General features: G+C 68.6%; 14 protein-coding genes. 2 read left to right on the top strand and 12 right to left on the bottom strand.

The window, feature by feature from the left end:
* Positions 1 to 127: 127 nt before the first annotated feature.
* Entirely contained in the window at positions 128 to 1,495 is a 1,368-nt protein-coding gene (locus AC1D0A_RS06090; protein ID WP_476943447.1) for a cation:dicarboxylate symporter family transporter, read from the top strand.
* A gap of 137 nt (positions 1,496 to 1,632) precedes the next feature.
* On the opposite strand, the gene AC1D0A_RS06095 is transcribed toward AC1D0A_RS06090, so the two are convergent.
* From AC1D0A_RS06095 to AC1D0A_RS06105, 3 genes are read right to left on the bottom strand one after another with little or no spacing between them, the layout of a single operon-like run.
* Complete coding sequence (locus tag AC1D0A_RS06095; protein WP_476943446.1) at positions 1,633 to 2,382, bottom strand: ABC transporter ATP-binding protein; 750 nt, start codon at positions 2,380 to 2,382, stop codon at positions 1,633 to 1,635.
* Positions 2,375 to 3,448: a FecCD family ABC transporter permease gene (locus AC1D0A_RS06100; protein WP_476943445.1), complete on the bottom strand. Its 1,074-nt coding sequence runs from the start codon at positions 3,446 to 3,448 to the stop codon at positions 2,375 to 2,377. Before AC1D0A_RS06100 ends, AC1D0A_RS06095 begins: the two co-directional genes overlap by 8 nt.
* On the bottom strand, positions 3,438 to 4,625 hold the full coding sequence (locus AC1D0A_RS06105; protein ID WP_476945387.1) for an ABC transporter substrate-binding protein: 1,188 nt from the start codon (positions 4,623 to 4,625) through the stop codon (positions 3,438 to 3,440). The genes AC1D0A_RS06100 and AC1D0A_RS06105 overlap by 11 nt, the downstream gene beginning before the upstream one ends.
* Positions 4,626 to 4,820: 195 nt before the next feature.
* Here AC1D0A_RS06105 and AC1D0A_RS06110 point away from each other — a divergent pair, with 195 nt between their 5' ends.
* The gene (locus AC1D0A_RS06110) at positions 4,821 to 5,591 is read left to right on the top strand and encodes a DUF6390 family protein (protein WP_476943443.1); all 771 of its coding nucleotides are present in this window, start codon (positions 4,821 to 4,823) and stop codon (positions 5,589 to 5,591) included.
* A gap of 69 nt (positions 5,592 to 5,660) precedes the next feature.
* On the opposite strand, the gene AC1D0A_RS06115 is transcribed toward AC1D0A_RS06110, so the two are convergent.
* The 9 genes from AC1D0A_RS06115 to AC1D0A_RS06155 are packed head-to-tail and all read right to left on the bottom strand — an operon-like array spanning position 5,661 to position 13,398.
* Entirely contained in the window at positions 5,661 to 5,918 is a 258-nt protein-coding gene (locus tag AC1D0A_RS06115) for a HypC/HybG/HupF family hydrogenase formation chaperone (RefSeq protein WP_476945388.1), read from the bottom strand.
* 13 nt (positions 5,919 to 5,931) lie between these two features.
* Positions 5,932 to 6,504, bottom strand: a complete 573-nt coding sequence (locus AC1D0A_RS06120) for a hydrogenase maturation protease (RefSeq protein WP_476945389.1) — start codon at positions 6,502 to 6,504, stop codon at positions 5,932 to 5,934.
* An 8-nt stretch (positions 6,505 to 6,512) separates the two neighbouring features.
* A complete protein-coding gene (locus AC1D0A_RS06125; protein WP_018772298.1) occupies positions 6,513 to 6,632 on the bottom strand; it encodes a DUF6893 family small protein in 120 nt (39 codons plus the stop codon).
* Complete coding sequence (locus AC1D0A_RS06130) at positions 6,629 to 8,143, bottom strand: hypothetical protein (RefSeq protein WP_243179555.1); 1,515 nt, start codon at positions 8,141 to 8,143, stop codon at positions 6,629 to 6,631. The genes AC1D0A_RS06125 and AC1D0A_RS06130 overlap by 4 nt, the downstream gene beginning before the upstream one ends.
* Positions 8,140 to 8,781, bottom strand: coding sequence for a DUF6084 family protein (locus AC1D0A_RS06135; RefSeq protein WP_243179554.1), 642 nt, complete (start codon positions 8,779 to 8,781; stop codon positions 8,140 to 8,142). The genes AC1D0A_RS06130 and AC1D0A_RS06135 overlap by 4 nt, the downstream gene beginning before the upstream one ends.
* A complete protein-coding gene (locus AC1D0A_RS06140; protein ID WP_476945390.1) occupies positions 8,774 to 9,496 on the bottom strand; it encodes a DUF5947 family protein in 723 nt (240 codons plus the stop codon). The genes AC1D0A_RS06135 and AC1D0A_RS06140 overlap by 8 nt, the downstream gene beginning before the upstream one ends.
* Positions 9,497 to 9,539: 43 nt before the next feature.
* Positions 9,540 to 10,514, bottom strand: coding sequence for a NifU family protein (locus AC1D0A_RS06145; RefSeq protein ID WP_476945391.1), 975 nt, complete (start codon positions 10,512 to 10,514; stop codon positions 9,540 to 9,542).
* Positions 10,515 to 10,520: 6 nt separating this feature from the next.
* Entirely contained in the window at positions 10,521 to 12,314 is a 1,794-nt protein-coding gene (locus tag AC1D0A_RS06150) for a nickel-dependent hydrogenase large subunit (RefSeq protein ID WP_243179551.1), read from the bottom strand.
* Between the two features lie 25 nt (positions 12,315 to 12,339).
* Positions 12,340 to 13,398, bottom strand: a complete 1,059-nt coding sequence (locus AC1D0A_RS06155; RefSeq protein ID WP_026538777.1) for an NADH-quinone oxidoreductase subunit B family protein — start codon at positions 13,396 to 13,398, stop codon at positions 12,340 to 12,342.
* Positions 13,399 to 13,444: the final 46 nt, after the last annotated feature.

Below are 13,444 nucleotides of genomic sequence, written 5' to 3' on the forward strand. Positions count from 1 at the left end.
CATGACCAATATGAACGCAAGGGTGATGCGCGTCACCTTCTCATCAATGATGGGGTTACACGCAAGAAGGACAAGAGCGGACCACAGCCAGGACCGCACCAAGTCCAGCCTATCCAAGGAGAACACCATGGCCTCTCAACGAGGAGAGTCAGCAGCACCGGCCGCCGCTCCGGCCAAGAAGCGCAAGGGACTGGACAAGTCCCACTACCTCTACATCGCAGTCATCGTCGCCGTGATCGCAGGTGCCGTTATTGGCCTGCTGTTCCCCGAGGTCGGCAAATCCCTCAAGCCGCTCGGCGACGGCTTCATCAAACTCATCAAGATGATGATTGCGCCCGTGATCTTCTGCACGATCGTGCTCGGCATCGGCTCCATCGCCAAGGCCGCGACGGTCGGCAAGGTCGGCGGCCTGGCGCTCGCCTACTTTGTGGTCATGTCCACCTTCGCCCTGGCGATCGGCCTCGTGGTCGGCAACCTGATCCACCCGGGCGAGGGCCTCAAGCTCGCCCCCTATGATCCGAACAAGAAGGCGGCAGTCGACAGCACCGTTGACTTCCTGCTGGGCATCATCCCGGGCGACATTCCTGTGTTGCCGACTCTCCTCGCCGCGATCCTGGTCGGCTTCGCGCTGCAGAAGATGGGCCCCCAGGGAGCCCCGATCCTCAAGGCCGTCGGGTACGGCCAGGCCCTCGTGTTCCGCATCCTCATCATGATCATGTGGCTGGCCCCGGTCGGAGCCTTCGGCGCGATCGCCGCGGTGGTCGGCGCCACCGGCTTCCAGGCCATCATCAGCATGGCGACCCTGATGGGCGCCTTCTACATCACCTGCGCCCTGTTCATCGTCGTGGTCCTCGGCGGTTTGCTCAAGGCGGTCGCGGGCGTCAGCATCTTCAAGCTCATGAAATACCTCGGCCGCGAATACCTGCTGATCTTCTCGACCTCCTCCTCCGAAGCCGCGCTGCCCCGCCTGATCGCGAAGATGGAACACCTCGGCGTGTCCAAGCCCGTCGTGGGCGTCACGGTCCCCACCGGCTACTCCTTCAACCTGGACGGGACCGCCATCTACCTGACCATGGCGGCACTCTTCGTCGCCAACGCCATGGGCACGCCGCTGGACCTTGGCGCCCAGGTTTCCCTGCTGGTCTTCATGATCATCGCCTCCAAGGGTGCCGCCGGCGTCACCGGCGCCGGCCTGGCCACGCTGGCCGCCGGACTCCAGGCGCACGCACCCCAGCTGCTGGGCGGCGTGGGCATGATCGTCGGCATCGACCGGTTCATGTCCGAGGCGCGCGCCCTGACCAACTTCACCGGCAACGCCGTCGCCACGGTGCTGATCGGCACTTGGGTCAAGGAGATCGACGGCGGACGCGTGGACCGTGTCCTGGCCGGTGCCGAGCCGTTCGACGAAGAGACGATGCTGGCCGGCCACTCCGGCGCACCGGATGCCGCCGAACAGCCCGCACAGCCGGCACAACCGGTCCTGGCACACGCCTGAACCGACGCCTGCACCGTCCTGACCCGCGCCGGAACCGGCCTGAGCCGCACCCCGGCCCTAAACTGACCGGAAGCACTACCGCTCGATGACGCCCCAAGCGCCCGGCMGCCCAGCTGCCGGGCGCTTGGGCGTTCGGTTCAGCCCTCGTCGGCGCCGAAGGGGGTGACCACGGTGCGGCGGGGCGTCCCTTCGTCGTCGTAGTTCAGGGTGCTGACGCGTACGCCGTACAGCGCCGAAAGCTGCGCATCGGCGAGGAGCGGCCCGGCAGGCCCGGTCACCACACCCGCGGCGCCCATCAGGACCACCGAGTCCGCGAGGAACAGGGCGTGGTCCGGGTGATGGGTGCTCACGAGCAGCGACATCCCGGTCCGCACGAGTTCCCTCAGCAGCTGGAGGACCCGGACCTGGTTCTTCAGGTCCAGCCCGGTGGACGGCTCGTCCAGGACGAGGAGCCGCGAACCGCCCGCGATAGCCCGTGCAATCAGGACCAGCTGCTGCTCGCCCCCGCTCAGCGTCGGAAACAGCCGGCCGGCCAGGGCGGCGATCCCGACCTGGTCCATGGCGCGGAGCGCGGCGGCCCTGTCCCGGCTGCCGGGGGAGCGGAAGACGCCGATGTGGCGGGCACGGCCCATGACCACCATGTCCAGGGCCGGGTAGCCGAACGTGCTGCCGCGCGCCTGGGGAACATAGCCCGCCGTCTCGGACCTGCGCACCGCACCCTCCTGTACGGCCAGCATGCCGGCCGCGCAGCGCACCAGGGTCGTCTTGCCGCTGCCGTTGGGCCCCAGGACCGCGGTCACGGTGCCCGGCGGCACCGAGAAGCTGAGATCCTTGAACACCCAGTTCTGCGGTGAATAGCCGAACCCGGCCCCGCGCAGCTCAAGCACCGTCCCAGATCCTCTCCCGGTTCCGGCGCAAGAGCACGAAGAAGACCGGTGCGCCGATCAGGGCGGTCAGGACGCCCAACGGGATTTCCCCGGCCGTGGCGGTGCGCGCGATGGTGTCGATGGCGATCAGGTAGGCCCCGCCCAGCAGGAAGGAGACCGGCAGCAGCACGCGGTGGTCCGGTCCCACCCACATGCGTGCGAGGTGGGGGATGACCAGCCCCACCCAGCTGATGACGCCGCTGACGGCGACGGCCCCGGCGACCATGAGGGCCACGGCGGCGAGGACCGCCCAGCGCAGGGGGCGGGGCCGGAGCCCCAGGGCGGTGGCGTCGTCGTCGCCGAGCGAGAGCACATTGATCCGCCACCGCAGGGCCAGCAGGACGACGCCGCCGGCAGCGATAGGGATGAGGGCCACCAGCACTTTCGCCCAGGTGGCGGTGGAGACACTGCCAAGCAGCCAGAAAACGATGGCGGGCAAGGTGGTGAACGGGTCCGCCAGATACGTCACCAGGGCCACCAGGGCGGAGAAGAACGAGGCCGTGACGATTCCGCCGAGGACCACCATGAGGATGTGGGCGCCGCCCCGCCCGGACGTGATGAGGAAGACGATTCCCAGTGCCAGCAGCCCGAAGCCGAACGATCCGCCCACGAGGGCGACGGGGCCCAGGCCCAGCAGCAGGGCCAGGGCACCGCCGAAGGAGGCGCCCGAGGAGACGCCGATGACCTCCGGGCTGACCAGGGGATTGCGGAACACGGCCTGCAGGGCCGCGCCACCGATTGCGAGGGCGCCACCGACCAGCAGGGCCAGCAGGACCCTGGGCAACCTGACCAGCAGCACCACGTTTTCCTCGGCCGCGGGAAGGCCCGGGCCGAAGGGAACTATTCGCGAGGCCAGGATCTGCACGACATGGTCCAGGGGCACGCTGTAGCGGCCGCTGGCGAGTGCAACCGCGGACACGGCCGCCAGGACTGCTCCGGAGAGCAGGCATGGACCGATGACCTGGCGCAGCCCCGGTCCGCGGCCGCCGGGGGGTCCCGTGGTCAGAGGCTGGGCCTCACGAAGCATCGAACTGCCGGTAGTTGGCCGAGGTGCCGTTGGCTTCGGTCCAGAGGATCTTGTCCAGCTCGGGCGCCGATGGCCGGTGGCGGTACAGGAAGTCGAAATAGTCGTTTGTCTCGTCCCTCAGCGTGGAGCGGTTGCCGGAGGGGAAACTGACATCTGTGAGCCAGCGCCACATCAGTGGCGATTCCTGGCCGGGGGGATCCCAGCGGTAGCCGCCCAGCGGGACCTTGTAGACGCGGCGGGAGCGCACGGCGGAGACGCTTTGCCACACCGGGTTGGCGTAGATGTCGGCGGGCATCGCGCCGTCGAAGTTCCCGAGCAGGATGATTTCCGGATCCCAGGCCAGGACCTGTTCGACGTCCACGCCCACCATGCCCTTGCCCTGAAGGCCCTGCGGGCCGGTGGCGGGGTTGTGTGCCCCGATGAGCTTGATGTAGAAGTCGTTGTAGCTGCCGTTTCCGGCCACCTTGAGGCCGCCGCTGAACCTGTTGAAATAGACGATGCCCGGGCCGCCGGTGCCGCGGGCGGCGGCCTCGGCCCGGATGGCCTTCTGTTGCCCGTCGCTGCGCGCCTTCATCTGCACGGCCCGGTCCGGGCGGCCCAGCATCGTTGCGAAGAGCGCGGCCCACGTATCCACGTCCTGCTGCGTGCCGGTGTTCGTGATGCCCAGGACCTTCATCCCGGCCTGTTCCAGCGGTGTCGTCAGTTGCGCATCGCTCCACTGGACCACGACGTCGGGGTTCAGCGCCCGGATGCTTTCGACATTGGGCGTGAAGTCGGTCGTGGCGATGTCGTGCGGGATGTTCAGGGCCTCCGGGTACATGGCGCCCATGGCGCCGTCGCGCATCGCGACCCAGGAGGCGTTGTGCATCCCGGCGAGATGGCTGGCGCCCTGGTCGACGGCGGCCAGCAGGGAGGCGGCGGGCATGGGAATGGTCACCACGCGGGTGACCGGGTGGTCGAAACTCAGGACGGTCCCGCGCTGGTCCGTCACCTGGATCCCGGCCGGGCCGGAGGCGGAACCCGGGGGCGCTGTACCGGCAGTCCCTGCCGGCGGCGTTGACTGCGGCGACGACTGTGGCGCCGTGCCGGCCGCGGCGCAGGATGCGAGGAACAGCGCCCCTCCGCCGTAGAGGGCCGCTGCCAGTACAGATCGTCGGTTGGCTTCGGGGATGCTCATCGGCCTACCTCCCGGGAAGGACCGCGCGCCACGGCCTTTCGCTCCGCGCCGGCCACAGCAATGGTCCCGGTGCGGCATTTCCTCACAGCATCCGCCGAATGCGCAGGGGTGTCAATGCCGGTCACACCGGGCATTGTTCGCCGGTGGGCGCCGGTGCTAGCCTCGCTGATATCCCCTGTGAAACGAGGCCACGGGATGGAAATCAACGGCGCCCAACTGTTTGTCCGCTACGCGTATCCGCCGAATTCGCGGGGCAGCTGCGGGCCGCCTGACAGCGACGCGCTGCTGCACTATGGCCAGTCCGGGGTGACCGACGCGGGCCTGCGCGAACTGGCGAAGGGGTTCGCCGGCGCCTGGCCGTACCTGGAGCTCATCGCCGGTGCCACCGGCAACCCGGACCCGCTGGACTACGCGGTGGTGGAGGCCTACTGGGTGGGAAACACGTTGCTGGACTCCGTGGGTGTACGCAGCATCGGCAATTCCATGGAGGACCGGTTCCGCGCACGGACCGGGCATCAGTTCCCGCACCTGATGGAAGGGGTCCTGGCCGGCGGCGTCCCGCATCACAGCTTCCACGTCCTGGAAATCTATCCGTGGACGGGACTCCTGCGCGATGACCGGCGCTCATCCACGGCCCTGAACGTCCTTGACCAATGCCGCATCCGGTGGGGCGAGGTGGTGGCCATCGAAGGGGACAGCGCCCTCGTGCGCTCGCGGCCCCTGGCGTGGGACGGGATGGCGCTGTCGCTGGGGGAACCGGTGATCGAGACGGCCAAGTACGCCGTGGCCGGGTCCGGCTTCATTGCTGACCTCACGCCCGGGGACATGGTGTCCCTCCACTGGGACTGGGTGTGCGACCGGCTCTCGCCCGCCCAGCTCCACCGGCTCCGGCACTACTTTGCGCGCCACCTCAAGATCGCGAATTCCGGCGTGGAGCACCGCGGCGCCGCGATCGCCCTCGAATAGCGGGCGCCTTGCAGTTCCGTCAGTGGAGAGTTCCTTCAGTGGGGGAGTCCAGCCAGTGGGGAGTGAAGGCTACGGGACCGTGTCGGTGGGGTCCGGGCCCCGTCCCATGAGCTCAAGTCCCGTCATCGCACGGTCGGCACCTTCCTGGTCCACGCGTTCCAGGGCGAAGCCCATGTGGATCAGGACCCACGTGCCGCTCTCCACAGGGCCGTCATCGAGGAGGCCAACGTTGATTTTGCGCTCCACTCCGGCCACATCCACGAGGGCGAGTTGCCCGTTGTAGCCGTCGATCACTTCGATGATCCGGCCCGGTATTCCCAGACACATCCGTGGTTCCTCCTCAGCCTGCTTCATCCGGAGCCGCGCTCGCGGGCGCTGCGTCTGCCTTCGTGATGCGGGCTGCCACCAGGGTGCGGACTGCTTCCACGGCTGCCGGAACGGCGCGGGACACGTCCTCGGACAGTCCCATGCCCTCGTCCGTTCGCCCCGCGATGCAGCCGACCAGGTAGGTCTCCGGCAGCGATCCGCCCAAAACACGCAGACGGCGGAGGACAGCCAGCGGGTCCATGCCATGCGGATCGAAGGCCGGATCGGCCCGCAGGCCGGCCGGCGTCAGCGGACCGCCGCTTTCCAGGTCCTCCACCCGTATCTTCAGGATCCGGAGCGTCCCTGCGCTTGTGCTCCGGTCGGCCGGGGCCGGGAGCACATCCACGAGCACGAGCGCATCCACCCCGTCCAGGAGATCGTAGGCGAGGTGCAGCCCGCGGATCCCGTAGTCCCGCACCTGGACCTCCTCCGGCGCCCAGCCGGGCAGGCCGGACTGCTCCTCGGCCAGCCGGCGGGCGACGGCCGGCCCAAATCCGTCGTCGCGAAGGAACACGTTCCCCACGCCCGCCACCAGGACCCCGCTCACACCGGGCCTCACATGCTCCGCATTCGCACGTAGCGCTTGATGTCCGGAATTGAACGCAGGCCGACGACGGCTGCTGCCAGGCCCGCGGCCAGCAAGAGCACGACTGTCATGATGCCAAGAGCTTTCATGGTGATGGTTCCTTTCCGTTGTCCGGGGCCGGCGCCGCGGTGAGCGGGACGAGTTCCTCGGGGGCGAAATACAGATACCGTCCGTACCACTCCTGCAGTTCGGCGGCGGGGTCCGCCTCGAGGACCACCGCGACGTGCGTTCCGCCGTCGACGTCGAAGTGGACTCCGGTGACACGCCCCGACTTGCCGGCGAAGAAGAGGTCCTGGGCGTCGGCGCGGCGCAGCGGGACAACCCGCACCCTGCTGCCGCGTGAGACCGGGACGCCGTCGATGAAGACGGTGTCCGATCCCGGATCCACGGCCGCGTCCCGGGCCGGATCCCACCACGGCGTGCCGGCGCCGGTGTCCGCGTCGGAGGCGCCCGGAACCGAGAATTCCGGAACTGAGAACTCCGGATAGGCCGGGACCGCGGGGCCGGGGAAGCCGTCGCCTCCGATGCTCCCGGGTCCACGGGGCGCACCGGCGTGCGGGTTCCGCAGGATGCCGTGCAACTGCTGGAGCTCCTCTGCCGTCATGTTTTCGCAGCGCTCGATGATCGCGGCGGCCCGGGCATCGGTTGACCGGGCCTCCGCCTTTTCCGCATCGGTCAGGGTGAGCACCCGCAAGGTCAGGATTTCATCGATCTCCGTCGCGTCGAACAATTCCACGGTGCTTTCCGGTGCTACCGCCGGATGGTCATAGAGGATGATCGGGGACAGGAGCAGGACATCGCGCTGCCCCTCGGGGCCGGCGAGCACCGGCCAGCAGCGGTGCTGGCTGCACGAAGCCGCCGCCGCTGCTGCCCATCCCGGCGGATCGATCACCGACAGGAAATCGGCGTCGTGGACGGCGAGCAGGACATGGGCTCCGATGAACGAGTACTCGATGGCGGTACGCGTGTCGGTGGCCGCTGCCGCCGCGTTCTCCACCGTGACCCTGAGCCGCCACAGCGGCCCGTGCGCCTGCCCGCCCGGGGCGCCGGCCTGGGCGGCCTGCCCCGGCGCCACCACTTGCGCCGCCAGCAGGCGCACCTCGCCACGAAGCTCCCGCCGCCGGCGCACAAGCCGGCCGGCAATGGCGCCGGCGGGATCCAGCACGGGCTCGATGTCCTCGTTCGCCGGCACGTTCACCGGCGCGCACACGCCCGCGGCAAGCTGGCCGAGGCTGTACGGCCCGAGGGTGATCTCCTGATCCGTTGCCTCGTCCCAGCTAAGCCACCGGGAGGCGCCGACGGTGAGTTCGTCGACGGGCGTGAAACCGCCGGCATCCGCGCGTTCGGCGGAACGGCTCTGGAGGTGCAGGAAGCGCAGGTGCACGTCGACCCGGGCCGCGGGTCCCGGCTCGAGGAGGCAATCCGCTGCCATGTCCGGCTGTTCGCCGGCACCGGATTCAGCCGCGCCCGGCGGCCCGAGCACGCCGAACTGCCAGCGGGCCTGGTTCTTGGCGGACGAGGCGCGGTAGGGGTACAGGAGGTACCCCTCGTAGAGGACGGCGTCGGCGACGGCGCGGGCCAGGCTGAGTCCGGTGTTCACGGCACCGGGTCACCCGCCCCGGCCAGCAGCCCCTCGATGGCGGCCTCCCAGGAAATCAAGCCGTGGACCGCCTTGTACCTGGCCAGGGCCGCGAGGACGTCGCGGTCCAGGCGGATCCATCCCTGGTTCGGGAAGAATGCGTCCATCAGCGACCGCCAGGCCGCCACGGGCAGGGCGTACCGCGTTTCCCGGTCCCAGGGAATCTGCTCGACGCCGAAGCCCGCCGCGCCGCGCGTGAAGACCGTCCCGGAGAAGAGGAACTCCAGCGGGACCGTCCCGTCCCGCAGGGAGTTCAGGTATTTTGCCGCTGCGACGTCGAAGTCGAACGTGCAGGGCAGCGGCAGGTCAACGTCGGCACTGTCCGCAAATCCCTGGACCAGGATGCCGCTGTGCATCCAGATGAAGGGCTTGAGCGTGGTGGGCCACCGTCCGCGGGTGCCGAAGAGTTCCAGCAGCCCGGTTTCCTCGTCGGCGTCGTAGCCGCGGCGCTGGGCCAGGATCCGCACCTGGCACCGGAGGGCCATGGCATGGACGGCGGCGCCGCTTTTCTCCTGGATCCGCAGGCGGGCGGTCAGCTGGGGTGCGGCCGCGTAGGGCTCCGGGGCGATGTCCAGCACACTGAAATCGAGCTCAACCATGGCGTCCCTCCAGATCTGCCGCGGGGGCGCCCGGCCTGCTGCGGCGGCTGATCCGGTCGAAGAATCCCGCGAGCTCCTGGCGGGACTCCTGGCCGCCGTCGAAGCCCTTCCATACCCGCCGCAGGCGGCCCACCAGCTCGTAGCACGCATCGATGGGGACAAGGTGGCAGTCCGCCCGGCCCCGGKCGGGGCCGGGGGCGCGGATCAGCAGGGCTTCCGTGTCGGGGGCGAGCGCGGTGATGGCCGGGTTGGCCGCCTCGACCGACGCCCAGGCAGCCAGGGGAAGTTCGGACTCCGTGGCGCCCGCGGGGCTCGGGTAGAAAGCGGCCGTCCGGCCAAGAGCCGAGTTGAAGAAGAAGAATGCCAGCCCCACCGGGATTTCCAGCTCGTCCCACTGGGCCTGGCCGAGCTCGAAGGGCTCGAACGAGAGGTAACGGTCAGGGACGGAGCGGTAACGCAGATGGGCCGACGAGTCCGTGAACAGCAGATAGCAGGGCCGGCACGTGCACAGCAGGGAGCGGTTCTCCAGATCCACCACGTGCTGGTGGGCGTCCGGGATGGGCTCCGCGCACATCTCGCAGCGCTCGCCGGCAGGCTGGGCCGGGCGGGTGGACGCTATCCGGCGGAGCACGGCGAGCGCCGACGCGCTGTTTCCGGCGCTGTTGTTTCCGGCGCTGCCGGCCGGCTGACTTCCGGTTCCCGGCGTCGCCGTCATGCCCTGCTCCGTTCCCGTGCCGCGGAATTCATGTGCCTGCATCTCACAGCGGGTCCGCGGTGGTGGGGACGGCCACGGAGGGAACCCCGTCGCGGAGCAGCAGCGGGAGGGGATCAAGATGCAGCGCCTTGTCCTCCAGACAGGCCCCGGCCTTCCGGACGTCGAAGTGGCTGCGGCAGTGCGGGCAGCGCAACAGCCCCCCGCCCACCGGGGCAGCCAGCGCCCGCTGCAGCGAGGCGCCCGGCATGGAGTGGGTGCACCGCGGGCACCGGTCCACAAACGCGTAGACGTCCGGACCGATCCGGCACGTGAGCACCTCCACGCCCGCCACCAGGAAGCCCGCCACGGCTCCGGACTCCAGCTCAGCGAGGGCCGGGACCGCCTGCCACGTGCCTGAGGCCGGCGTGCCGGCGTCGGGGACCGCCCAGTCCGGCGCGGCACTGCGTATGCCGCCGTCGGGCGGGCCGCCCAGCCCGTCCAGCCGCGAGCGCAGGGCGCCGACCGGGATGAGGGCGGGAACGGCGGCGGGAGCCGCCTCCTCCACTTCGATGCCGGTCACCTCGGGCGCCGCAGATTCGATCGCGTCCTCGACGGCGAGCTTGAGCGTCACCGACGACGACGGACAGCCCTGGCAGCTGCCCAGCAGCCTCAGCCGGACGACGCCTTCTTCGCTGATACCGAGCAGTTCCACATCCCCGCCGTGCGAGCCGAGGTAGGGCCGGACCGAGTCCAGGGCACCGGCGACCCTACCGGGCAGGTCCACGGGGTGCAGCCCGTGGATCAGGAGCAGGCCTGAAACCAACGAGTCGGAGGTGAGGGCGGAAACCGTTCCGGGCCCGAGCGCACCCTGCGAATCGAGCACGTGCAGGATCCGCTCCAGCCCGGCACCGTAGAGTTCCGTCACCTGCCGGACCAGTTCCTCCGCCCGGTCCCGGGCCACCGGACCGCCGGAGCCCAGTGCGTCCAGGAGGGAACTGATCCGTTCACCGGCCGAGCCCAACAGATTCTCCCGGTCCATGGCGGGCTACTCACCGGTGAGCGACTGCGTGGGGGAGTGCAGCAAATCCAGCGTCTGCCCGTCGCCGAGATACATGTGGACGCCGCACGGCAGGCAGGGGTCGAAGCTGCGGACGGTGCGCATGATGTCGATGCCCTTGAAATGATCGCGGTCGTTCTCCTCGAAGATGGGCTGGCCCTGCACCGCGTCCTCATACGGGCCCGGTGTTCCCTCGGAGTCGCGCGGGCTGGCGTTCCAGGGCGTCGGCGGATAGGGATGGTAGTTGGCGATCTTGCCGTCGCGGATCACCATGTGGTGCGAGAGCACACCGCGGACGGCTTCGGTAAAGCCGCAGCTGATGGCTTCCTCCGGCACCTCGAAGGACTCCCACGTCTTGGTGCGGCCGGCCCGGATTTCCTCGAGCGCCTTTTCGGCGAAGTGCAGGGCGGCGGCCGCCGCGTAGGCCTGGAAATAGGTCCGGGCGCGGTTCCGCTCCAGCGTGTTGCTCCACTGCGGGATCTTCCATTCCAGGGTCACCGGGCCCTTCAGCGCAGTCTTGGGGAGCTCGATCTGGACGCTGCTGCCCGTTGACTTGAGGTAGCCGGTGTCGACGAAGCCGGCAAGGGCGGTCGACCAGAGCCGGGCCAGCGGGCCGCCGCCGGTATCCAGCGCCAGGTTGCTTTCGCCGTCATTCCACCGCGGTGACATCACCCAGCTGTACTTGTCCTCGAGGTCGCGCTTCTGCGGCCGCGGGTTGGTGTGCTGGTTCCAAGGGTGCCGGCGGTCCACCGGGTTGCCCAGCGGGTCGCGGGTGACGAACATTTCCTGGTCGCCCCAGTCCTCGTAGTAGGACGAGCCCAGCATGATCCGGATCCCCAGGTTGATGCGCACCAAGTCCGTGGTCACGAGTTTGCCGTCCACCACGACGCCGGGGGTGACGAACATCTTCCGGCCCCACTCCGTCATGTCCTTGTAGGCGAAATTGCAGAACTCCGGGTCCTGGAAGGACCCCCAGCAGCCCAGCAGGGTGCGCCGCAGCCCCACCTGCTCGTACCCGGGCAGGGCCGCATAGAAGAAGTCGAAGAGGTCATCGTGCATCGGCACGACCTTCTTCATGAACTCCACGTACCGCATGAGCCTGGTGATGTAGTCCGTCATCAGCTGGATCGTCGCCACGGTGCCCACGCCGCCGGGGTAAAGCGTGGAGGGATGGACATGCCGGCCCTCCATCAGGCAGAACATTTCCCGGGTCATCCGGCTCACTTGCAGCGCCTCGCGGTAGAACTCCCCGGTAAACGGGTTCAGCGAGCGCATGATGTCCGCGATGGTGCGGTAGCCGTGCTCAGCGGCGTGCGGGGCCGGCGTGTTCTCGGCTTTGGCCAGCACCGACGGGTTGGTTTCGGAGACCATCTTCTCGCAGTAGTCCACGCCGACCAGGTTCTCCTGGAAGATGTTGTGGTCGAACATGTACTCGGCGGCCTCGCCCAGGTTGACGATCCATTCGCCCAGGTGGGGCGGCTTCACGGCGTAGGCCATGTTCTGCGCGTAACAGGAACAGGTGGCGTGGTTGTCGCCACAGATTCCGCAGATCCGGCTCGTGATGAAGTGCGCATCCCGGGGGTCCTTGCCGCGCATGAAGATGGAATAGCCGCGGAAAATCGAGGACGTGCTGTGGCATTCCACCACTTGGTTGTTCTTGAAATCGACCTTGGTGTAGATGCCGAGGCTGCCGACGATCCTTGTGATCGGGTCCCAGGCCATCTCCACCAGGTTCTCGCCCGCGGTACCGTCCGCCGGGGGCATCGGAATCGTCGAAGTCATTGCATTGCCTCTCTGCCTAGCGTCCCTACCAGGTCCGCTTGGCGCCGGTCAGCAGATCATTACCGGGTTTGCGCCAGCGGGGTTCCTGGTCCAGTGTGTGCTTCGTGATGTTCCGCAGTGTCCTGATGGTCTTGCCGTACGGCATGACCGACGCGGTCGACAGCTTGCCGCCGGGAGGTTCGTCCATGAACGGCATGAATTTGTCCGGGAAGCCCGGCATTGTGCAGCCGATGCAGATGCCGCCTACGTTGGGGCAGCCGCCGATTCCGTTCATCCAGCCGCGTTTGGGCACGTTGCACTTGACCACCGGTCCCCAGCAGCCGAGCTTGACGATGCACTTCGGGGACCCGTATTCGGTGGCGAAGTCGCCCTGTTCGTAGTACCCCGCGCGGTCGCATCCCTCGTGCACCGTCTGGCCAAACAGCCAGGTCGGCCGGAGCGCCTCATCCAGGGGAATCATGGGGGCCTGTCCGGTGGCCTGATACAGCAGGTACGTCATGGTTTCGGAAAGGTTGTCCGGCTGGATGGGGCAGCCCGGGACGCACACGATCGGGATCCCGGCTTTGGAGCGCCAGTCATACCCGAGATAGTCGGGCACCCCCATGGCGCCGGTGGGGTTTCCGGCCATGGCATGGATGCCGCCGTAGGTCGCACAGGTCCCGGCGGCGATGATCGCCGTCGCCTTGGGCGCCAGCCGGTCCAGCCACTCGCTGGTGGTGATCGGCTGTCCGGTGTCGAGGTTGTTGCCGAAGGCCGCCCAGTAGCCGCCCGCGGCGTGCAGCTTTTCATTCGGGATGGACCCCTCCACCACCAGCACAAACGGCTCCAGCTCGCCGCGGTCCGCCTTGCGGAACCACTCGAGGAAGTCGTCGGCGCCTTGCTGCGGGCCGCATTCGAAGTCGATCAGCGGCCAGTGCATGGCAATCTTGGGTAGTCCGGGAAGCGCCCCAAGGGCTATCTCCTCGACGCTTGGCTGGGTTGCCGCCGTCAGGGCCACGGAGTCACCGTCGCAACTGAGTCCGGCATTGATCCACAGGACGTGGATCAAGGTTTCTTCCGCTTTCAATGCAGTAGCTGTAGGCATCGTTGCCTCCTTCGGAGCCCGCCCTGTGGCCGCGGCTCGAATGTTG

It is taken from the genome of Arthrobacter sp. P1_D4, assembly GCF_056406115.1.